The organism is Chryseobacterium soli (assembly GCF_000737705.1).
Classification (GTDB): domain Bacteria; phylum Bacteroidota; class Bacteroidia; order Flavobacteriales; family Weeksellaceae; genus Chryseobacterium; species Chryseobacterium soli.
In genome coordinates this window covers 776941-797630 of the sequence record NZ_JPRH01000001.1, presented here as the reverse complement: position 1 = coordinate 797630, position 20690 = coordinate 776941, and the positions used below count along the sequence as shown (strand labels likewise).

At 38.0% G+C, this 20690-nt stretch carries 19 protein-coding genes, 1 pseudogene and 1 riboswitch; of the genes and pseudogenes, 5 read left to right on the top strand and 15 right to left on the bottom strand.

All coding sequences use genetic code 11. From position 1 onward, the window contains the following. The first annotated feature begins 303 nt into the window (after positions 1-303). The gene (locus tag IW15_RS03665; protein WP_034709354.1) at positions 304-2571 is read left to right on the top strand and encodes an aconitate hydratase; all 2268 of its coding nucleotides are present in this window, start codon (positions 304-306) and stop codon (positions 2569-2571) included. A 54-nt stretch (positions 2572-2625) separates the two neighbouring features. Here the strand turns inward: IW15_RS03665 and IW15_RS03660 are convergent, their stop codons facing one another. After that, positions 2626-3312, bottom strand: coding sequence for a LytR/AlgR family response regulator transcription factor (locus IW15_RS03660; RefSeq protein WP_034709353.1), 687 nt, complete (start codon positions 3310-3312; stop codon positions 2626-2628). Then, the gene (locus IW15_RS03655) at positions 3299-4318 is read right to left on the bottom strand and encodes a sensor histidine kinase (protein WP_034709351.1); all 1020 of its coding nucleotides are present in this window, start codon (positions 4316-4318) and stop codon (positions 3299-3301) included. Before IW15_RS03655 ends, IW15_RS03660 begins: the two co-directional genes overlap by 14 nt. 92 nt (positions 4319-4410) lie before the next feature. On the opposite strand from IW15_RS03655, the gene IW15_RS03650 reads away from it, so the two are divergent. Together IW15_RS03650 and IW15_RS03645 are read left to right on the top strand one after the other, a co-directional pair. Beyond that, positions 4411-4818, top strand: coding sequence for a hypothetical protein (locus IW15_RS03650; RefSeq protein WP_034709350.1), 408 nt, complete (start codon positions 4411-4413; stop codon positions 4816-4818). 10 nt (positions 4819-4828) lie between these two features. After that, positions 4829-5680, top strand: a complete 852-nt coding sequence (locus tag IW15_RS03645) for a DUF5694 domain-containing protein (RefSeq protein ID WP_034709349.1) — start codon at positions 4829-4831, stop codon at positions 5678-5680. An 88-nt stretch (positions 5681-5768) separates the two neighbouring features. Here IW15_RS03645 and IW15_RS03640 read toward each other — a convergent pair whose 3' ends face one another. Together IW15_RS03640 and IW15_RS21875 are read right to left on the bottom strand one after the other, a co-directional pair. Beyond that, positions 5769-6239, bottom strand: a complete 471-nt coding sequence (locus IW15_RS03640; RefSeq protein WP_034709344.1) for an Hsp20/alpha crystallin family protein — start codon at positions 6237-6239, stop codon at positions 5769-5771. 42 nt (positions 6240-6281) lie between these two features. Beyond that, on the bottom strand, positions 6282-6560 hold the full coding sequence (locus IW15_RS21875) for a hypothetical protein (RefSeq protein ID WP_131368478.1): 279 nt from the start codon (positions 6558-6560) through the stop codon (positions 6282-6284). Positions 6561-6861: 301 nt separating this feature from the next. On the opposite strand from IW15_RS21875, the gene IW15_RS03630 reads away from it, so the two are divergent. Next, positions 6862-9075: a TonB-dependent receptor domain-containing protein gene (locus IW15_RS03630; protein WP_034709845.1), complete on the top strand. Its 2214-nt coding sequence runs from the start codon at positions 6862-6864 to the stop codon at positions 9073-9075. Between the two features lie 66 nt (positions 9076-9141). On the opposite strand, the gene IW15_RS03625 is transcribed toward IW15_RS03630, so the two are convergent. From IW15_RS03625 to IW15_RS03575, 11 genes and pseudogenes are all read right to left on the bottom strand, one after another. Next, entirely contained in the window at positions 9142-9852 is a 711-nt protein-coding gene (locus IW15_RS03625; protein ID WP_034709342.1) for a HesA/MoeB/ThiF family protein, read from the bottom strand. 213 nt (positions 9853-10065) lie between these two features. Beyond that, complete coding sequence (gene thiH / locus IW15_RS03620; RefSeq protein WP_034709340.1) at positions 10066-11193, bottom strand: 2-iminoacetate synthase ThiH; 1128 nt, start codon at positions 11191-11193, stop codon at positions 10066-10068. Positions 11194-11204: 11 nt separating this feature from the next. Further along, positions 11205-11981: a thiazole synthase gene (locus tag IW15_RS03615; RefSeq protein ID WP_034709338.1), complete on the bottom strand. Its 777-nt coding sequence runs from the start codon at positions 11979-11981 to the stop codon at positions 11205-11207. Then, entirely contained in the window at positions 11978-12592 is a 615-nt protein-coding gene (locus tag IW15_RS03610) for a thiamine phosphate synthase (RefSeq protein ID WP_034709337.1), read from the bottom strand. Before IW15_RS03610 ends, IW15_RS03615 begins: the two co-directional genes overlap by 4 nt. A gap of 63 nt (positions 12593-12655) precedes the next feature. Further along, positions 12656-13246: a thiamine phosphate synthase gene (locus tag IW15_RS03605; RefSeq protein ID WP_034709336.1), complete on the bottom strand. Its 591-nt coding sequence runs from the start codon at positions 13244-13246 to the stop codon at positions 12656-12658. Then, positions 13243-15054 (bottom strand): annotated as a pseudogene (thiC, locus tag IW15_RS03600) (phosphomethylpyrimidine synthase ThiC). The gene IW15_RS03605 and the pseudogene thiC overlap by 4 nt, the downstream one beginning before the upstream one ends. A 25-nt stretch (positions 15055-15079) precedes the next feature. After that, positions 15080-15286: a sulfur carrier protein ThiS gene (gene thiS / locus IW15_RS03595; RefSeq protein ID WP_034709335.1), complete on the bottom strand. Its 207-nt coding sequence runs from the start codon at positions 15284-15286 to the stop codon at positions 15080-15082. A 64-nt stretch (positions 15287-15350) separates the two neighbouring features. Beyond that, positions 15351-15447, bottom strand: a riboswitch (TPP riboswitch). A gap of 126 nt (positions 15448-15573) precedes the next feature. Continuing rightward, on the bottom strand, positions 15574-16254 hold the full coding sequence (locus IW15_RS03590) for an RluA family pseudouridine synthase (RefSeq protein ID WP_034709334.1): 681 nt from the start codon (positions 16252-16254) through the stop codon (positions 15574-15576). 6 nt (positions 16255-16260) lie between these two features. Next, on the bottom strand, positions 16261-16584 hold the full coding sequence (locus IW15_RS03585; protein ID WP_034709333.1) for a hypothetical protein: 324 nt from the start codon (positions 16582-16584) through the stop codon (positions 16261-16263). A 3-nt stretch (positions 16585-16587) separates the two neighbouring features. Continuing rightward, positions 16588-17403, bottom strand: coding sequence for a 3-methyl-2-oxobutanoate hydroxymethyltransferase (gene panB, locus IW15_RS03580; RefSeq protein ID WP_034709331.1), 816 nt, complete (start codon positions 17401-17403; stop codon positions 16588-16590). 61 nt (positions 17404-17464) lie between these two features. Next, positions 17465-18178 (bottom strand): Crp/Fnr family transcriptional regulator, encoded by a 714-nt coding sequence (locus tag IW15_RS03575; protein ID WP_034709330.1) that lies wholly within the window; start codon positions 18176-18178, stop codon positions 17465-17467. An 89-nt stretch (positions 18179-18267) separates the two neighbouring features. Between IW15_RS03575 and IW15_RS03570 the strand changes: the two genes are divergently transcribed. After that, positions 18268-20646, top strand: coding sequence for a heavy metal translocating P-type ATPase (locus tag IW15_RS03570; RefSeq protein WP_034709329.1), 2379 nt, complete (start codon positions 18268-18270; stop codon positions 20644-20646). Positions 20647-20690 lie beyond the last annotated feature (44 nt).

Genomic DNA, 20690 nt, shown 5'->3' with positions numbered 1-20690 from the left:
AAAGACTGTTTTAAGCTATATAAGAAAGATTTTAGTCCATTGGATTTAAAATCTTTCTTTTTTTATTTAGAACCTTTCTATTTAAGACTGATTAAGAATTATTTTAACTCAAATAAAGAAAAGAAATTCTATTTTTTCTTAACTTGATAGACAGTTGATAGAAATAAAACATGTTGTTTATTTATCAGAATTATCCTTTCTATGACCCGAAGGAACAGAATTTGATGAATTATAAAATTCCGTCTTAGATAGTAGATTACTAACGGAAAAATTTATTTGAAAAAAGAAAAATTAAATTAAGATATGACTTTTGATATTGATATGATCAAAAAAGTATACGAGCGTTACCCAGAAAGAATTGCTGCTGCAAGACAAATCGTGGGAAAACCTCTTACACTTTCAGAAAAAATCCTTTACACCCACCTTTGGGAAGGTAATGCTACATCGACACATGAAAGAGGAAACTCTTACGTAGATTTCGCACCGGACAGAGTAGCCATGCAGGACGCGACTGCTCAGATGGCGCTTTTACAGTTTATGCAGGCTGGAAAAGCTAAAGTTGCTGTTCCTTCAACCGCTCATGCAGATCACTTGATCCAGGCAAGAGTAGGTGCAGAATCCGATTTACAAGAAGGTATCAACAAAAACTCTGAGGTGTTCAACTTCCTGAGTTCTGTTTGTGATAAATATGGAATTGGTTTCTGGAAACCAGGAGCGGGTATTATCCACCAGGTTGTATTAGAGAACTATGCATTCCCTGGAGGGATGATGATCGGTACGGATTCTCACACTGTGAATGCCGGAGGTCTTGGAATGGTTGCCATCGGAGTAGGTGGTGCTGATGCGGTAGACGTAATGGCAGGAATGGCCTGGGAACTTAAAATGCCTAAGCTTATCGGTGTTAAATTAACCGGTAAAATGTCCGGCTGGACTGCTGCAAAAGATGTGATCTTAAAAGTAGCAGGAATTCTCACCGTAAAAGGAGGAACAGGATGTATCGTAGAATATTTCGGAGAAGGAGCACAATCTCTTTCAGCAACCGGTAAAGGAACGATCTGTAACATGGGTGCTGAAATTGGAGCGACTACTTCCACTTTCGGATATGATGATTCTATGAGAAGATATCTTGCTTCTACAGGAAGACAGGATGTTGTAGATGCTGCCGACGTAATCGCAGAACATTTAACTGGGGATGCAGAAGTGTATGCTAACCCTGAACAATATTTCGATCAGGTCATTGAGATCAATCTTTCTGAGCTGACTCCACACCTGAATGGACCTTTCACTCCGGATTTGGCAACTCCTGTTTCTGAATTCAAAGCTAAAGCTGAAGCTAACGGATGGCCGCTGGAAGTAGAATGGGCATTGATTGGTTCTTGTACCAACTCTTCTTATGAAGATTTATCCAGAGCAGCTTCTATTGTAGAAGACGCAGTAGCAAAAGGAGTTAAACCTAAAGCTATTTTAGGAATTAACCCTGGATCTGAGCAGGTGAAATTCACAGCAGAAAGAGACGGTTTCTTAGATTCTTTCAGAAAATTTGAAAACGCAAGAATCTTTACTAATGCATGTGGACCTTGTATCGGACAATGGGACAGAGAAGGTTCTGAAAAAGGAGAGAAAAACTCTATTATTCACTCTTTCAACAGAAACTTTGCGAAAAGAGCTGACGGTAACCCTAATACACACGCCTTTGTAGCTTCACCTGAAATGGTAGCTGCAGTAGCTATTTCGGGAAGATTAGACTTCAACCCTATTACAGATACTTTAACCAACCAAAACGGTGAGCAGGTAAAACTTGACGAACCCAAAGGATCTGAGCTTCCTGCAAGAGGTTTTGCGGTAGATGACAACGGATACCAAGCTCCATCTGAGGACGGATCTTCTGTTGTTGTAAAGGTAAGCCCTACTTCAGACAGACTTCAGTTATTAGAAGAATTCCCGGCTTGGGACGGTAAAAATATTGAAGGGGCTAAGGTATTGATCAAAGCTTTCGGAAAATGTACTACCGACCACATTTCTATGGCAGGGCCATGGTTGAAATATAGAGGTCACCTTGACAATATTTCAAACAACATGTTGATTGGAGCTGTAAATGCTTACAACATGGAAACCAACCATGTTAAAAACGAATTAACGGGTGAATACGGAGAAGTTCCCGCTGTACAAAGAGCTTATAAAGCTGCAGGAATCCCTTCTATCGTTGTTGGAGACCAAAACTACGGCGAAGGTTCGTCCAGAGAACACGCTGCTATGGAACCAAGACACCTTGGGGTAAAAGCGGTATTGGTAAAATCATTCGCAAGAATCCACGAAACAAACCTTAAAAAACAAGGAATGCTTGGATTAACATTTGCTAATGAAGCTGATTATGATAAAATTCAGGAAGATGACACGGTGAACTTCTTAGATCTTGACCAGTTTGCTCCAGGAAAGCAGTTGACTTTAGAGTTTGTACACGCTGATGGTACTAAAGATCTTATCATGGCTAACCATACGTATAATGATCAACAGATTGACTGGTTCAAAGCAGGTTCTGCTCTAAATCTTATCAAAAGACAAGAACATTAATTGTTAGATTAATTACTTATACAAAAAGCAGCTTCTGAGAAGCTGCTTTTTTATTTATTTAAGACTGTTCAAAAGATTTGCTCTATAGCTGTCTCCTATGGGAATTTCATGTTCCGACAGCAAAAGGATCTTTTTAGGGCCTATACTTTTTACCTGGTTCAAATTAATCATAAAAGATTTATGAACACGTATAAAAGATGACTTCGGAAGTTCCTGTTCCAAAGATTTTAAACTGTCTAAAATAATGTACTCCTGATAAACTGTCCGAATATTGACGTAATCTTTAATACTTTCTATATATAGAATTTCATCAAAATTAATGCGGTGCTGCTGTCCTGATGATTTTACAAAAAAATAAGTATCAGAATTATCTTCATTAATCACAAAGCGCTCCTGGACCTTCAATGCACTTTTGTTAAAGCGATCAAAAGAAATGGGCTTTAAAAGATAATCTACAATATTGTGCTCATATCCCTCCAGAGCGTATTCAGAATAGGCTGTCGTTAAAACATATTTAATTTTTCCTCCTACAATCTTCATGAAATTAATTCCGGTAAGTTCCGGCATCTGAATATCCAGAAATACAACATCAGCATCATTATTTTGGATATATTCCAGCGCCAGAATGGGATTTTCCGTAGAAAAAACCAATTCGAGAAAAAGAATTTTCCGGACATAATTTTCCAATAGCGAGATCGCCAGTGGTTCGTCATCTACAATGATACATTTAATCGTTCTCATAAGGGAAAATTATTCTTAAATCTACAATAAATTCGGATTCCAGATCCTTTATATAGAGTTCATGCTTTTTAGCATATAAAATTTCCAGTCTCTTTTTCACATTTTCAATTCCAATTCCGGACGCCGTATCTTTCATTCTTTGATTTTTTTTATAATTATGAAGATAGAAATGCAGGATCTTATCGGTATCGGAAACCCGAAGAATAAACCCTTTGCCAATAAAATCTCCATGTTTAAAAGCATTTTCCACAAAAGGCACAATAAGCATAGGCGAAATATTAAGTTTTGGAAAGCTGATATTCTTTTCAACAAGTAAAAGCTCCGGATTTTTCAGTCTCAGACTTTCTAAGGCAATCAGGCTTTCAACGTATCCTATTTCTTTATCTAATGTAATAAAATCCTTTTCAAGATCTTTGGTACTGTATCGTAATAATTGGCTCAACTCTTCAAGGGCGGGCAATGCTTTATCTGATTTCTGATATACCAGCGAATAAATGTTATTTAAAGAATTAAAAATAAAATGGGGATTAATCTGTGTCTTTAAAGCCTGCAATTCAGCATTTTTCTTTTCTGTGATGAGTAATAATTTTTCGGCCTCATTTTCAGAAAACAATTTGAAAAGACAGAAAACCGTACTCACAAAAATGGTCATAAAACTGAAGTAAATATTATCATAAAAATAGAATCCCAGACTGGTTCCTTCTGCATAATTACTAAAGCCAAAGAATTTTGGAAGAAGAATTTCTTCAACAATATACCGCACAATAACAAAACAGAATACACTAATAATATATCCTATCACACTTTTATACCATTTATTGACATCAAAAAAACGCGGGACTACCCAAAAGTAATTAAAATAAAAACATATAAAACTGGTAATAAAAAAGGTAATATCAAAGGCCAGAGAGGGTCTTTTAAAAAATACAACGGGAACCAGAATTTCTTTAATGATATAAAATCCCCAATAGAAAATATGCAGATAAATGTGTGATTGCTTTTTCATGCTGCAAAAATAGAACTTCCACTCTCCCTTTATATCTAATTCTCTATAAAAGGCCATTTTTACTCGATGAAAAATATTTAAAGCCTGTTTGTATGGTGTTCATCGAAAGTCTGTTTCCTGCAGATCCGATGAAGAATACCTTTGACAAAAAATATGATATGTTCAGACTATGTTTTTTGCTCTCTTCCGTAACCTTCATAAGCTGTACAACAGAATCTAATATCTGGTACAACCAGACTATCACATTGAAACCCGGTGAGGGCATTGAAATTGAATGCAAGAAAAGCCCGGGAACAATCAACATGAAAAACAGATCAGACATTCCTATTATACTCTCATCAAAATTAAAAACCTTAACAATCATTAAACCCCACGACATTTTCCAGTATAGAATTCCGAAAAAGGGGAAAATCAGATTCATCAATTCCAATACAACATCCGCCCTTATCTCCTACTCTATTGAAAGCAACAATCCATTTGTAAAAACAATAATAAAATAATAAAACCATTATGAAAACTTTTATCTATATCTTTCTGATAAGCTTATCCGCATATGCGTCGGCACAAAAAAAACCAGCAGATTATTTTCAAAATCCGAAAGCAAAAGTATTGATCCTAGGCTCTTTTCACTTTGATTATCCTAATCTTGATGCTCATAAAACAGAAAAAAGCGACCAGGTAGATGTTCTCGCTCCCAAAACAGCAAAAGAGGTAACCGAACTGGTAAATTATATTAAAAAATTCAAGCCTACAAAAATAGCTATTGAAGCCTGGCCAAAATGGAATGCCAACCAAAAATTAAAGGAATATAATGAAGGTAAATACAGGGACAAAAGAGATGAACGTTATCAGCTTGCCATGCGGATCGCCAATGAGTTAAAGATCAATGAACTCTTCAGCATTGATGCAGAATCTGTTCTGGATGACCTTGAAAAAAGATTTGGCAAACAGGATTCTGCTTATTTTAAAGCGCTTAGTGAAGAGTATGACTTTCAGAGCAATGATGCAGTATCTAATCAATATAATGCTTTTTTTAAAAGCTCTGAACCTAAAAACTTCAAATCTATTCTCGAAAATTTCCTCTACATGAACAGTAAGGAATACCATCAATATGAATATGGAGCTTACCTTTCCGGAGATTTTAAACTGAGAGACCACGACGGTGCAGATATGCTTGCATTGTACTGGTATGACAGAAACCTGAGAATGTTCCGTAACATCCAGAATATCCCTCATACTGCTGAAGACAGAATCCTCGTGATTGCCGGAAATGGTCATGCATCGGTTTTACGCCAGCTTTTCACCTCATCGCCGGAGTATGATTATATAGAATTCTCATCATTAAAAGATGCTAACAAATAAAAACCCGTATTGAAGGTAAGAACACAAAAACCAGTAAAGCCCCACAAATTTTGTGAGGCTTTACTATTACTTTATATTACAGAATGTATTAATTAATATCAACCTGATGTTCCGGTTTATTCTTTTCCGGATTTTTTGGTAAAACTACCGTTAAAACCCCATTTTCATAAAGTGCAGAAACCTGATCATCAAAGACTTTATCTGTCAGTTGAAATCTGCGTTCAAAAGATTCGGGATAAAATTCCTGATAAATTAATTTAGCATCGGTATTTTCTGCAGTATCTGTATAGGACAAGGTAAGAATCTGGTCCTTAACTGCCACTTTAAAAAGATTTTTCTGCAATCCCGCCGCATACAGCTGAACGGTAAAATTGTCCTCGTTTTCTGTAATATTTACAGGTTTGTAGCTGTTGATTTTTCTGTCGAAAATTTCCTTTAAAGGATGGTTGTTTCCCATAAAATGTTCTTTGAATTTTCTTCCGAAACTGCCTTTTTCAAATGATCCGCAATGATCATGTTTTGCGAATGGTCCTTGTGTAGTATGATGTTGTGTATACATTGTTTTTATTTGATTTGTGTTGTATTAATAAAAATTCTTTTTTTAACGGATAGGAATGATGGCTAGATTTTCTTTACGAACCTGTGCATACATTGTTTCCTCCTTTTTTGGGAAGCTCTGTTGGTAAGAAAGAAAAGCATTGCTGTTTTTTTCATATCCCATAGTTTGGCTCCTTTTTTTGCCGATCATTTTTGCGATAAATGTTCCAATTGCGGCTAATATAAGCCCTGCAAATAATAGTTTAAAAATCATTGATAAAATAAATACCGCTGCTCCGGCCAATAGTGTTATTCCTAATAATTTTGGCAGAATAAATTTCATTTTACTGTTCATTTTGTTCATTGTTAAATTATACTTTCTTTTTATGTAAGACGAAACAGATATGGATTTACTTTTTTTATTATCAGCTATTTACCGTCTATTCCGCTTACATGATACAAGACGAAAGTTGGTTTTATTTTACTTTATTTTTTTAATCATACAATCAATAGGAGTTATTTTTTTATCAATCAAACTAAGACTATCAGACTCTTATCTGAATTAAAAAACTGTGATGGAATCTGAACATTTTTGTAACAAAATTTATTTTTCCGCGTCTAACTGGTTAGTAGTAAAAAACATTATGAAAAAAATTATACTCGCTGTATCTTTATTAGGCTCCGTCTTTGCTTATTCTCAAGAAAAGGGAAATACTCCAAGCAAAGAGAAGCAAATTGAAGGAGTTGTTATCACCAAAACTAAAAAAGCCGTTGAACAGAAAGCCGACCGAACTATTTTTGATTTTTCGGAGCAGCCACAGCTTAACAACGGAAATGTTCTGGAAGGCATCAAAAAACTTCCGGGATTGGTTTCTACTGACATTGCCGGAATGATGTATCAGGGGAAAATGCTGGATGTTTATCTTAACGGCAGACCTCTAAATATTACTTCCAATGAGTTAAATTCTTTCCTAGAAGGAATGCCTGCCAATTCTGTTGACAGAATAGAAGTGATCACCCAGCCAGGCGCAGAATATCCTGCCACTTCCGGTGGTGCGATTATGAATATCATTACAAATAAGAATGCCAATAAATATTTAACAGCAACATATTCCGGGAATTATTCTTTCTCCAATTATGAAAAATTCAGAAGCAGAACGACCAACTCTCTGAATTTAAATGCGAGAAACAAATTATTCGGATGGCAGCTGAATTTCGGTCAAAACTACCGCGAAAGTATGATGAATACGATGCAGGATGTATTATTGAACAGTAATACTGACCGTATCGGACGTGGATATTTTGCCAAATCGGGATTGACTTTTGACCTGGGAGACGACAGGTTATTGCTGAACTATGATATCTATCATAATAATAACGACAATTATACCGCCAGTAATGGTCTTGCAGAAATTTTTGATAAAGACAAGGATCTGTACAGGGAAGCCAATTTTAATGCTTTCGATGCTGCGCGTACCAATAATTTACGACAGGAAGCTGTCGTAACGTACCAAAAGCGTTTCAGCGATAAGTCTCAAAAATTAGATTTCCAGTTTGGATATACAAAATCCGACAGTAAGTTTGCCCAGGATAATTTTTTCCAGGAAGGGAATTTCACTGATAACGGGCAATTTTTCCGTAATCCCGGCACTAATAATGTACTTAATAACAAATCGGACATGAAGGTTGCCAATTTCAAGGTGGATTATTCTCAGCCTATTAAGATTCTTGACGGTGGAAAAGTAAGCGGAGGTGGATTATATGAAAGACAGGATTTTGAAACGGAAAGCAAAGGACTTAAAAATCTGGAATACCAGAGACAGACTGCTTCTACCTATCTGGAGTTTCAGGCTAAACTGAAAAAATTCGATTTCACCTTAGGAGCTCGTGCTGAAAATTATGATATTTCCGGGATTGCAAGGAAAGACAGTGCAGGTACGATTGTACAGAAAGATCTTACCACGTTCAATAAGTTTAAACTGTTCCCTAATGCCAGTGTACAGTACAGCCTGATGAATCAGGTGTATATTGCCGCAAACTATAATAAAAAGATCAGCTTACCGAGTATCTCTGCCCTGAATCCGAATAACGTAACGTTTTCAGGTCCCAATACGCAGGTAAACGGTAACCCTAATCTTCAGCCTACTATTTTTGATAATTATGAATTAAAGATCTCTGCTTTTGATTACGCATTTATCGGATACAGCGTAAGTTCTGCAAAAAACCAGGTGGCACAGATCATCATGAAGGATGGTAAAAATCTTTACAATCAGCAGGTGAACATTTCCAGTATGAAAATTCATAACTTCAATGTTGGACTTCCTGTTCCTTTCATGATCTTCAGCAAGCCGATCAGCGAAATCATGAAGTTTGATTTCAATCCTGATAAGATCAACTTTATGTATTTGTATGCGGGTTATCAGAAGCATGAAATTGAAAACCTGAGTAATAAAGGCTTCTGGATCTTTAACGTGATGGCCCAGCTGATTCTTCCTAAAGGCATCAAAATGACGGCAAATTACAGTTATCTGACGCCTAAGGCAGGCTATTTTTATTTTACGGCAGAGAAACCGTTTAATAATAATGTTGATATCACATTAACGAAGAAGTTCCTGGATAATAAACTGACTCTTTCTATTTTTGCGAATGATATCTTTAACGGACAGGTGATGCAGGTACGCTCCAACCCGCCTTCAGGCGATGCGGTGGTATTGAGAAGCAAGTATGATTCAAGAAACTTCGGGTTATCTATCAATTATAAAATTCCTACAAAAAATAAGCTGGCAAAAGAAGATGCTAATATCTTAAACAGCACGAAAAAAGAAGACACCGGTGGCGTAATGCAGCCGGGACAATAGTTTTTCACCCATTATAAAACATGGCAGTAAGAAATCTTACTGCCATGTTTATTGTAAACTATCTCATTAAAAATCAACGGACTGAAATCTCCAGTTGAATGTATCGATAAGTGTCATTTGATTGATCGGTACAGGAAGATCTGTGATGATATGTAAAGCCAGATTAGCCATCATACTCCCCACAATTCCCGGCAAAGTTCCGAGTACACCAAGGCTATCGCAGTCGGGAATATCTTCATCAAAAGGGGTTTCAGGAAAAAGGTCTCTTAAATTTTTGCTTCCTTTATGGTTGAATACTGCAACCTGCCCGGAAAATCCTAATATACTGCCATAGATAAGCGGCTTTTTTATTATGACACAGCTGTCATTGATCAAATAGCGTGTTGAGAAATTATCTGAACAATCGATCACCATATCATAGGCAGAAAGAATTTCTTCTGCGTTTGAAGATTCAATCTTTTCTTCAATCTCAATACAATGTACGTGATGATTGAGTTTTTTCACAAATTCCGCTGCACTGCTGACTTTTGATTTTCCTACCGATTGCTCATGATGGATGACCTGACGGTTTAAATTGTGAAGTTCCACTATATCAAAGTCTGCCACGCCTAAAGTCCCTACGCCTGCTGCTGCCAGATATTGAATAACAGGGCTTCCCAGCCCTCCGGCACCCACGACCAGTACTTTTGAAGCCATTATTTTTCGCTGGCCTTCCAATCCTACCTTATCAATAAATATCTGACGGCTGTACCGGGCAAAAATATCTTCGCTTTTCATTCTAATTTATGTTTTTGATCATTAAGATTTTTCGAGAGATTTAGAAAATAGTGCTTTAAAAATTGGTTTCTAATTTTACATCTATATGTCATTCTGACGAAGGGGGAATCTCGTTTATAGATTAGATTCTTCATTTCACTTCGTTACATTCTGAATGACAGCAGAATAATAACTTCTCTCTTCCAGCTTCACACTTCCCTCCTTTTTAATGGTTTAATTTTTTTTAAATCCACTGTAAGCCGGATCCCAGTCTTTCATCACCGGATCGTACCCTGCTTTTCTAATGCTGTTTTTCACTTCTTCCATACTGCGTTCGTCACTGATTTCAAACTGTTCCAGAGATTCTACGTCTACGGCATAACCACCCGGGTTTGTTTTTGAAGCGGCACTCATTGCTGTTGCTCCGAGTGATATGATATGATCCCTGAACTTTTCGTTTTCTCTGGTAGATATTGATATTTCAAGGTCTTCATTCCAGATTCGATAAGCGCAGATCAGCTGTAAAAGATCTTTATCATCCATTATAAAATTAGGTTCTATGATTCCTTCCGCTGGCCTTAACCTTGGAAATGATACTGAAAACCTGCTTTTCCAGTACTCTTTCTGTAAATAATCGATATGAAGCGCATTGAAAAAACTGTCTACACGCCAGTCTTCCAATCCTAATAAAACACCGAGTCCAATTTTATGGATTCCCGCTCTTCCTATCCTGTCAGGCGTGTCAAGACGGAAATGAAAATTTGATTTTTTTCCTTTGGGATGATATTCTTTATAGACTTCCTGATGGTATGTTTCCTGATAGACGAGCACAGAATGTACACCTTCCCGATGCAGCTCCAGATATTCTTCTTCTGATAAAGGCTGCACCTCAATGGAAATGTTCGCAAAATGCGATCTCAGCTTCCGGACAGCATTCACAAAATAGGGAACTCCCACTATTTTATTAGCTTCTCCGCTTACCAGCAGGACATGATTAACTCCCATTGCTTTCAGAGCAGTGGCTTCTATCATCAGTTCTGTATCCGAAAGCGTTTTCCGTTTAAGGGTATTATCTAAACTGAATCCGCAATAGGTGCAGATATTCTGACATTCATTACTGAGATACAATGGGGCATATAACTGGATTGTTTTTCCAAAACGTTTCTGCGTAATTGCCTGAGCCATCACTGCCATGCGTTCCAGTTGCTGGGCCGCAGCAGGAGAAATCAGATGAAGAAAATCTTCTATGGTTTTATTCTTTTTCTGCAAACTATACACTACATCCGAAAGGGTTACCTTAGCCAATTTTTCCTTGATTTCCTGCCAGGAATAGCGTTCAAAAATATCTTTAAAGCTGTTCATGATTTCTGTTGTTATTCAAATAAAAATGAGGTCAGCGGGCTGGATGCTTCTGCATGGTTTCCAATGGCTCCCAATCCCGATTCAAACGCTCTTCTTCCTGCAATAACTCCTTCTTTAAATGCAAGAGCCATATTCACGGGATTTCTGGCGACTGCAATTGCGGTGTTGACAAGAACTGCATCAGCACCCATTTCCATTGCCTTTGCCGCATCTGAAGGGGCTCCTATTCCTGCATCCACCACCACGGGAACCTTCGACTGGCTGATGATAATTTCTAAGAAATCCAACGTCCTTAAGCCTTTATTCGTTCCAATCGGAGCCCCCAAAGGCATCACGACTGCAGTTCCGGCATCTTCAAGACGCTTGCATAAAACAGGATCTGCATGAATGTAGGGCATTACGATAAACCCCAATTTTGCCAACTCTTCCGTAGCATACAGGGTTTCTATAGGATCGGGTAATAGGTATTTCGGATCCGGATGAATTTCCAGCTTTACCCAATTGGTTTCCAACGCTTCCCGGGCAAGCTGGGCTGCCAATACAGCTTCTTTTGCGGTGCGGGCACCTGAAGTATTCGGTAAAAGGTGGGTTGGGGTAGCTTGCAATGAACTTAGTAAATCATCTTCAGAAGACTGGGTATCCAGTCTTTTTAATGCCATGGTGACCATTTGGGTTCCTGATGCCATAATAGATGCTTCCATTTCTCTCATGCTTCCGAATTTTCCGGTTCCTAAAAAGAGCCTTGAAGTAAAAATCCGGTCTGCTATTATTAATTGTTGATTATTCATTTCATTATTGTTTTAAATTCATTGATGATGGAAGGATTTCCTGTAATCTGTCCGGAGACTGCGGCCCCGTATATTCCTGCATGCTGTAATAATTTGATGTCTTCTAACCGGACACCACCAATGGCATAGATCTTTGGAATTGCTATTGATTCTTTCTGTAAGCTTTCAATAATGCTTTGATAGCCATTAAATCCCAAAACCGGGCTGAGCTTTTCTTTTGTAGCTGTAAATCTTAACGGCCCTAAGCCAATGTAATCACAACCCTCATTAATCCTTTGTAATACATCCGGAAGGGTATTGGCCGTTCCGCCGATAATTTTATGATCTTCCAGTATTAATCTTGCTTCTGAAACCGATTCGTCATTGAGACCTAGATGTACTCCGTCTGAATCAATCATCTTGGCAATCCGGACATGGTCATTGATAATGCAAATGGCGTTATAGTTTGAACACAGCTGTTTCGCATTTTCACAAAGCCTGATGAATTCGTTTTCCGGAGCATCTTTCCACCGGACCTGAACCCACTGTATACCGTGATCCAGTGCTTTATGAATATTAAGTTTCTGTTCAGATTCACTCTTTCCCTGAGAGATGTATTGTAATTTTTCCATAATTACTATTGAATGTAGTCTTAGTAAAGAAGGGTTATTTAAAAATTATGATCTGTTTTTTACCTAAGAAAGAAGGATATCCCTGCATTTCTTAAAAGTATTAACAGGCGTACTGCTATTCCAGATTGCTCCCAGCAAGGCTGCTCCATCTGCTCCGGCCTGAAATACTTTTTTAATAGTATTTTCATCGATCCCGCCAAGAGCAATCAATTTTACATGGATGTTATTCCGGTAGGTAAGATCTTCCATCATTTTTGTATCCTGTCCGTATCCTTTTTTAGAAATACTGGGAAACATGGGGCTTATGAATGAATACTGCCATTCGTTTCCCAACATATTATAATCATTGATCTGATGTACCGAAGTTGAAATTATATTTCCTTCTTCGATCTTTGATCTGTACAACCCATTAACCCGATCGGCTTCCCTCACATGAAACCGGGAAATATTGTAAAGTTTCCCTACTTCATAATGACTGTGCAACACCAATTTAGGATGAAATGTCTGATCAATTCCGTTAATCAATACCTTCATTTCTTCATCATTAATAAAAGGTTTTCTGATGTGTAAAAGATCAAGCCCCACACGAAACATTTCATTGATAGTTTCAATTTCATGGCTGATGAGGTCTTCATGGGTAATTACAATAATCATAGATAAATCTCTTTGCCTTTTTCAATGAACTCCATGGACTTATCAAACATTCCCTGTTCTGCAGATTCCCGGATTTCCTGGGTAATTTTCATCGAACAGAATTTAGGTCCGCACATGGAACAGAAATGGGCAATTTTAGCTCCTTCAGCGGGAAGTGTTTCATCGTGATATGATTTTGCTGTTTCCGGATCTAACGAAAGGTTAAACTGATCCTCCCAACGGAATTCAAACCGTGCTTTGCTCAATGCATTATCTCTGTACTGCGAGCCTGGATGTCCTTTAGCAAGATCTGCCGCGTGAGCAGCCAGCTTATAGGTGATCACCCCATCTTTTACATCTTTTTTATTGGGAAGCCCTAAATGTTCTTTGGGCGTAACATAGCACAGCATGGCACATCCAAACCAACCGATCATCGCCGCCCCGATTCCTGAGGTGATATGATCATACCCCGGAGCAATATCCGTCGTCAACGGACCTAAAGTATAAAATGGAGTTTCATGGCATTCTTTCAGCTGCTTGTCCATATTTTCTTTAATCATATGCATCGGTACATGGCCAGGGCCTTCAATCATGACCTGTACATTATGTTTCCATGCTATTTTGGTCAGTTCTCCTAACGTTTCCAGTTCTGCAAACTGGGCAGCATCGTTCGCATCGGCAATAGAACCCGGGCGAAGTCCATCTCCCAAAGAAAAAGCCACATCATATTTCTTCATGATCTCGCATATCTCTTCAAAATGGGTATATAAAAAATTTTCTTTGTGATGATAAAGACACCATTTGGCCATGATAGAACCTCCTCGGGAAACAATTCCCGTTACTCTCTGAGCGGTAAGATGAATGTATCTCAGCAAAACACCCGCGTGGATCGTAAAATAAGATACGCCTTGCTCGGCCTACTCTATTAAAGTGTCTTTAAAAACTTCCCAGGTCAGATCTTCAGGAACACCTTTCACTTTTTCCAATGCCTGGTAAATTGGGACAGTCCCTATCGGAACCGGGCTGTTTCTGATAATCCATTCTCTAGTTTCATGAATGTTTTTTCCGGTTGAAAGATCCATGATCGTGTCAGCGCCCCAGCGGCAGGCCCATACTGCTTTCTCAACTTCTTCTTCGATACTGGATGATACAGCACTATTTCCGATATTGGCATTGATTTTAACCAAAAAATTTCGTCCAATGATCATTGGTTCACTTTCCGGATGATTGATATTATTCGGAATGATTGCTCTTCCGGCTGCTATTTCATCCCTTACAAATTCAGGAGTGATTTTATTTTTAGGGGTATTTGCTCCAAAACTATTTCCGGGATGCTGAAAAGCCATTTCTTTTGAGACCGTATCCAGCTGTTCTATCCGCTGATTCTCTCTGATGGCAACATATTCCATTTCTGCTGTAATGATGCCTTGTCTTGCATAATAAAGCTGGGTAATTTCTTTTCCGTCTTTCACCACTTTAGGTTTGTGGTCATAGGAAAAACGAAGGTCATCCAGACGGGAATCAGCAAGACGCGCCTTTCCATATTCTGAGGTTATCCCTTCCAGAATATCTACATCTTCACGATCCAGGATCCATTGCTCTTTTATTCTTGGGATTCCTTTCAAAATATCTATTACCGCATTTTTATCCGTGTATGGTCCGGAGGTGTCATAAATGGTTACCGGCGGGTTATGTTCCAGTGTTCCGTTGCTGAGTTTGGTGGGACTCAGATGTATTTCACGCATGGCAACATGGATGGTATGCAGTGTTCCTTCAATATAGATTTTATTTGAGTTCGGAAATGGCGAACAGGTGATTGAATGAGCCATAAAATTTTTGTTTTTTGTATGAGAATTAACCGCCCTGAGTGGCAGTGATGATTAAAATAGAATCTTTGTCTTTAAGCAATGTATCAGGCCAGGACGGCTGTGGAACAATAGAGTTGTTGAGGGCTACGGCGATCCCTTTTTTGCGTTCGGGTACCTCCATAGCCATTAATGCTTCCAGATTTTCGGGAAGTTGATCAAACGTCTTCGTTGTATGGTTGATTGTGAGTTCCATTCCTAAGTTTTAATTAAACATATCACTTTAGGAATGGCTGTAATTATGCAGTAGAATGCACAACAAAAGTCATCTCACTTTTCCCTACGCTGGTATGATCCAGATCAGGTTCAAAGGGTAAAGTCTCAGTCTGTTTGTCACAGACACCCCTAAAGTATGGGACGAAGGTAGTTATTTTTTCAGAATGAGCAAAATTTCATGTATTTCTGAACAACAACAAGGCCGGAAATTATACAATTTCCGGCCTTGTTCATTATTTTTCAGCTCAATGGGTTGAGATACTGATGTTATTCTTCTTCACAGGCTCTCCAGATCGCATCATTCTGCGGTACGGGAGCTATCACCTCAATTTTTTCTTTGGTCACCGGATGAATAAATTCCAGTTTTCTGGCATGAAGATTAATTCCGCCATCCGGATTTGAACGGGGTGAACCGTATTTTAAATCTCCTTTAATCGGAACTCCGGTTTTGGATAGCTGAGCTCTGATTTGGTGATGCCTTCCTGTTTCCAGATCAATTTCCAGCAAAAGATAATTATCTAACGTTTTGATCACATGATACGTTAAGATGGCTTCTTTTGCCCCCTCAGTCACCTTTGTAAAAACAATCGCTTTATTCGTTTTTTCGTTCTTCTGTAAATAATGCACTAGGCGCTGGCTTTTGGGAATCATTTCCTTGGGAACAACTGCCCAGTAGGTCTTTTTAATCTCCCTGTTTTTCACCATCTGGGTCAGACGGGAAAGCGCTTTGGACGTTTTGGCATAAATAACCAGTCCGGAAGTGGGACGGTCAATACGATGAACCAAACCGAGAAAAACATTCCCCGGTTTGTCATCTCTTATTTTTATAAAATTTTTAATCGAATCCAATAATGGCTCATCCCCGGTTTTATCCCCTTGAACAAGCTGGCCGACTTTTTTATTAATGATTAAAAGGTGATTATCCTCGTAAACAATCTGTTCCTTCATATATTCCTAACCTATATTTTTGGGTTTGCCCACAAAAGAAAGGATAATCCCTCCCAGAAGTCCAAGTGTTTTCATTCCTGCCAATCTTGATTCCAATGGTAAAAACGCACCGATAATACATAGAGCACCGGCAGCATACATTGCATACACAAAATTTTTATTGGTAAGAGAAGGTGCCTGAAGCAGAAAGCTCGCTCCAATCAGTACATAGAAAACTCTTTTTGAAAGCAGAGTGTTAATTTCAGGTGAAAACAGATTAAACCATCCTACTGCAAGACAGATGATGGCAATGATGGATATAATTCCTTGTAAGGCTTGTTGGTTTTTCATTAATTAATAGCTTTCTTTTTCATTTGGAAATTCTACAGCTTTCACATCTTTTACATATTGAGCCACAGCTCCTGTAATTTCTGTGTAAAGGTCAAGATATCTTCTCAGGAATTTCGGGCTAAACCCCTGGTTCATTCCTACCATATCATGATATACCAAAACCTGTCCGTCACAGTCCGGACCTGCACCAATTCCGATCGTTGGAATCGTAATGCTTTCTGATACTCTTTTAGCCAAATCAGCAGGAATTTTTTCAAGCACGATAGAAAAACATCCCAATTCTTCTAAAAGTTGTGCATCAGCGATTAGTTTTTCAGCTTCAGCTTCTTCTTTGGCTCTTACTTTATAGGTTCCGAATTTATAAATTGATTGTGGCGTCAATCCTAAATGTCCCATTACCGGAATCCCCGCATTAATGATTTTCTTAATGGATTTTGAAATTTCTTTTCCACCTTCAATCTTAACACCATGGGCTCCTCCTTCTTTCATCATTCTTACCGCAGATTCCAGTGCTTTTTCCGGATTACTCTGATAAGTACCAAATGGAAGATCGGCGATCACCAAAGCTCTGTCTACTCCACGCACGACACTTTGAGCATGATAAATCATCTGATCCAGCGTTATCGGTAATGTAGTCTCAAAACCAGCCATTACGTTAGCCGCAGAATCTCCTATTAAAATTGCATCTACTCCACCTGCATCTACCATCTTAGCTGTGGTAAAATCATATGCAGTAAGCATTGTTATTTTCTCCTTGTCGAATTTCATTTTACGCAAGGTTTCAGTCGTAACTTTTTTAATTTCAGAGTGAACAGACATAATTTATCTATTTTTAAAAGTTAAAAAGTCGGCTTTCGCCGACTTAAATTTTGTATGATTTTTATAAAACTACGTGTCCTAGTTTCATTAGTTTGTCGTGATTTAGGATTCTGATGTTTCTGCCGTCAACCTCTATCAGACTGTCCTGTTTGAATTCGGAAATCAAACGGATGGCACTTTCGGTGGCCGTCCCGATAATATTGGCAATTTCTTCCCTGGTGAGCGAAATTTTGATGAACCCTTCAGGATCCACGCCTAATTTCTGCTCCAGCAGCAGTAGAATCTCAGCCAGTCTTTCTCTTACCGTTTTTTGGGCAAGGAAAGTAACAGTATTTGATGATTCACCCAGCTCATAAGAAATCTTCTGAAGCATTACGAATGATAATTGGGGATCAACTTCCAAGAGGTACATGAAAACCTCTGCAGGCAGGAAAATGCATTCTATATCCGTCATCGCTTCAGCCTTTGCCTGGAAATTTTCTCCGCAAAGCAATGAACGATAGCCGATGATGTCGCCCTCTTTGATAAATCTTAAAATCTGATCTTTCCCGAATGCTCCCGATTTTGACAGCTTAGCTGCTCCTTTTTCTAAAAAGTAAACCCCTCTTGGAGTTTCTCCATCCTCGAAAATAATATCGTGTTTTTGAAAATCGAGCCTCTTCTTGGCACTCATATACTTCTCAAAATCTGCACTGGAAAGTCTTTCTTTAAATGATTTATCATTAAAAACTCTGGCGAACCTCTCTTCAATTGCAATCTGTTGTTCCTGCGACATTTTATATGACATTTATCACAAAAATAGAACATTTTAACTCGATAAACAAAAAAAATTGTTATAATTTTGTACGTCAATAATTTAGGGAGGTGAGCGAGAACTGTTTTCATTGTGGTCAGGGTATAGAAAAAGAGAGAATTCTTTTTGATGAAAAAATTTTCTGTTGCAACGGCTGTAAATCTGTTTACGAAATTCTAAATACGAATAATTTAAGTAATTTCTACGAACTTAATAAAAGAGCCGGAATTCGTCCTAATGACGAAAACTCTTCACAATTCGACTATCTTGATACTCCTGAAATTTTCGAAAAAGTAACGGATTTCTCTGAAGGAAATACCAGTCTGGTTACTTTCAAAATCCCTGTTATCCACTGTTCTTCATGTATTTGGCTGCTGGAAAGTCTTCACACTTTAAATAAAGGCATCAAATACTCTCAGGTCAACTTCACCAGAAAGAACCTGCAGATATCTTTCAATCATAACGATTTAAAATTAAGCGAATTAGCTAATTTTCTAACCAATCTTGGCTACAAACCGGTTATCAGCCTTGAAACAGCCGATAAAAATGTTGATCATCTTGACAAATCATTACTGATAAAGTTCGTTATTGCTGCTTTTGCATTCGGTAACGGAATGTTTCTCGCCATCCCGGAATATATGGGTGAACAGGATTACTGGATGGAGCATTATAAAGGGCTTTTCAGGGTATTGATGTTTATCCTTGCCTGTCCCGTTGTGTTTTATTCCGCTTCTGATTATTATAAATCGGCATGGTACGGATTAAAAAATAAAATCGTGAATATTGATGTTCCGATTGTGCTTGGAATTTTTGTTCTTTTTGGACGTAGTATTTACGAGATTGCTACTGATTACGGACCTGGATATTTCGATACCTTATGTGGTCTTTTGTTCTTCATGCTTATGGGGAAACTCTTTCAAAAAAGAACTTACAGCGCCCTTTCGTACGACCGTGATTACAAATCCTTTTACCCTATCGCCGTTACAAAGGTTGATTTTAATGGGAAGCAGGACAACATTTTACTTTCTGAAGTGAAAGTAGGCGATCGTATTTTAGTAAGAAACGAAGAAATTATTCCTGTAGATGCCATTCTCATCAATGGTGAAGGAAATATAGATAACAGTTTCATTACCGGAGAAAGTGAAAGCATCAGCAAACATCCGGGAGATAAAATCTTCGCAGGAGGAAAGCAGATCGGATCTTCACTGGAGCTGGAAGTAATTAAAGATGTAGACCAAAGTTATCTTACTCAGCTTTGGAATAAAGAAGCATTCAAAAAACATGAAACAGGATTAGATACACTGACAAATAACATCAGTAAGTATTTCACTTTCATTATTTTAGGCATTGCCACTGTTTCTGCAATATACTGGTCATTTATTGATCTGGAAAAAATGTTCCAGGTAGTTTCCGCTATTCTGATCATTGCCTGTCCTTGTGCCCTTGCACTCTCTGCACCGTTTACTTTTGGACACATTATGAGGATCTTAGGCAGAAATAAATTTTATGTAAAAGACACCCTTACTATTGAAAAAATAGCGAAACTCGACACCATTGTCTTTGACAAAACCGGAACGATCACGCACAGAAAAAAATCAAGTATAAAATACCAGGGCACTGAAATCAGTGAATTTGATTTACTGAATATCAAAACTTTATTAAAAAACTCCAACCACCCGCTTTCTAAATCTCTCTATGAATTCATAGAAGTGAATGATGAGTATTTCCCTGTAGAACATTTCAGAGAAATCTCCGGAAAAGGTTACGAAGCTCATGTACGAGGAAATACATACAAAATAGGTTCTGCCCGATACAACAATCAGGAATCCAAAAATCTTGAAACCGCAGTTTTTGTAAGTAAAAACGACGAATTTTTAGGCAAATTCATCTTTAAAAATGAGTACCGTCAAAATCTTAAAGATTTATTTAAAAAACTGACTCACTATAAAATTTTCATTCTGAGCGGAGATAATTCTTCAGAAGAAAATCAACTTAAGGAATTAATTCCAAGTTTTCACGCCATGGCTTTTAACCAAAGCCCGGAAGACAAACTGAATTATATTAAAAATCTTCAGGATCAAAACCTCAAAGTTGCCATGCTTGGAGATGGCCTTAATGACGCAGGAGCTTTGAAACAAAGCAACGTAGGAATTGCCATTTCTGATGATACCAACAGCTTCACCCCTTCTTCTGATGTCATTATGAATGGCGAAAAAGTGGTAACCCTTGACAAGTATTTAAACGTTTGTAAAGGCTCCATAACAATTGTGAAAATGACATTTATAATTAGTTTCCTTTACAATATCGTTGGATTAAGTTATGCGGTTACAGGGCATATGCATCCGCTTTTTGCGGCAATTCTTATGCCAATCAGTTCTATTACCGTGGTTTCTTTCACCACACTTTCTACCTGGATATTGGGTAGAAAATACTTCAAAAAACAGGCTTAAACGCCCTTATTTAGACTGATTTTAAATTAGCTGAAATCGGCATT

Excerpts from the sequence above, each read along its gene's own strand:
- IW15_RS03640 (WP_034709344.1), bottom strand. The coding sequence starts at position 6,239 with ATGTATACACAACATCATACTACACAAGGACCATTCGCAAAACATGAT.
- IW15_RS03605 (WP_034709336.1), bottom strand. The coding sequence starts at position 13,246 with ATGATTATTGTAATTACCCATGAAGACCTCATCAGCCATGAAATTGAA.
- IW15_RS03590 (WP_034709334.1), bottom strand. The coding sequence starts at position 16,254 with ATGAAGGAACAGATTGTTTACGAGGATAATCACCTTTTAATCATTAAT.
- IW15_RS03625 (WP_034709342.1), bottom strand. The coding sequence starts at position 9,852 with ATGAAAAGCGAAGATATTTTTGCCCGGTACAGCCGTCAGATATTTATT.
- IW15_RS03585 (WP_034709333.1), bottom strand. The coding sequence starts at position 16,584 with ATGAAAAACCAACAAGCCTTACAAGGAATTATATCCATCATTGCCATC.
- IW15_RS03650 (WP_034709350.1), top strand. The coding sequence starts at position 4,411 with ATGGTGTTCATCGAAAGTCTGTTTCCTGCAGATCCGATGAAGAATACC.
- panB (WP_034709331.1), bottom strand. The coding sequence starts at position 17,403 with ATGTCTGTTCACTCTGAAATTAAAAAAGTTACGACTGAAACCTTGCGT.
- IW15_RS03660 (WP_034709353.1), bottom strand. The coding sequence starts at position 3,312 with ATGAGAACGATTAAATGTATCATTGTAGATGACGAACCACTGGCGATC.
- IW15_RS03655 (WP_034709351.1), bottom strand. The coding sequence starts at position 4,318 with ATGAAAAAGCAATCACACATTTATCTGCATATTTTCTATTGGGGATTT.
- IW15_RS03665 (WP_034709354.1), top strand. The coding sequence starts at position 304 with ATGACTTTTGATATTGATATGATCAAAAAAGTATACGAGCGTTACCCA.
- IW15_RS03575 (WP_034709330.1), bottom strand. The coding sequence starts at position 18,178 with ATGTCGCAGGAACAACAGATTGCAATTGAAGAGAGGTTCGCCAGAGTT.
- IW15_RS03615 (WP_034709338.1), bottom strand. The coding sequence starts at position 11,981 with ATGAATAATCAACAATTAATAATAGCAGACCGGATTTTTACTTCAAGG.
- thiS (WP_034709335.1), bottom strand. The coding sequence starts at position 15,286 with ATGGAACTCACAATCAACCATACAACGAAGACGTTTGATCAACTTCCC.
- IW15_RS03630 (WP_034709845.1), top strand. The coding sequence starts at position 6,862 with ATGAAAAAAATTATACTCGCTGTATCTTTATTAGGCTCCGTCTTTGCT.
- IW15_RS03610 (WP_034709337.1), bottom strand. The coding sequence starts at position 12,592 with ATGGAAAAATTACAATACATCTCTCAGGGAAAGAGTGAATCTGAACAG.
- thiH (WP_034709340.1), bottom strand. The coding sequence starts at position 11,193 with ATGAACAGCTTTAAAGATATTTTTGAACGCTATTCCTGGCAGGAAATC.
- IW15_RS21875 (WP_131368478.1), bottom strand. The coding sequence starts at position 6,560 with ATGAAATTTATTCTGCCAAAATTATTAGGAATAACACTATTGGCCGGA.
- IW15_RS03645 (WP_034709349.1), top strand. The coding sequence starts at position 4,829 with ATGAAAACTTTTATCTATATCTTTCTGATAAGCTTATCCGCATATGCG.